Below are 255 nucleotides of genomic sequence, written 5' to 3'. Positions count from 1 at the left end.
GATTCGACTGCATGGTATGTGCCCCGTCGCTGATTCCGAGGAAACCAGGCGAGCGGGTCAAGACCGACCGCCGCGACGCCCTCAAACTCGTGCGCTCGTTGCGCGCAGGTGATCTCTCGTCAGTCTACGTGCCGGGCGTCGAAGATGAGGCATTCCGGGATCTGGCCCGGGCGTGGGCTACCGCCAAAGCGGATCTCAAACACGCGCGTCAGCGGGTCAAGTCCTTTCTGCTCTCCCACGGTGTTCGTTATACCG

At 62.7% G+C, this 255-nt stretch carries 1 pseudogene; it reads left to right on the top strand.

The features are described 5' to 3' along the window. A pseudogene (locus AB3X96_RS42915) lies at positions 1-255 on the top strand (IS110 family transposase); the annotation flags it as partial.

The sequence above is a fragment of the Paraburkholderia sp. BR13439 genome (assembly GCF_040948805.1).
Classification (GTDB): domain Bacteria; phylum Pseudomonadota; class Gammaproteobacteria; order Burkholderiales; family Burkholderiaceae; genus Paraburkholderia; species Paraburkholderia youngii.
The sequence above is the reverse complement of the archived record's forward strand: the minus strand, read 5'-3'. Positions and strand labels throughout refer to the sequence as shown.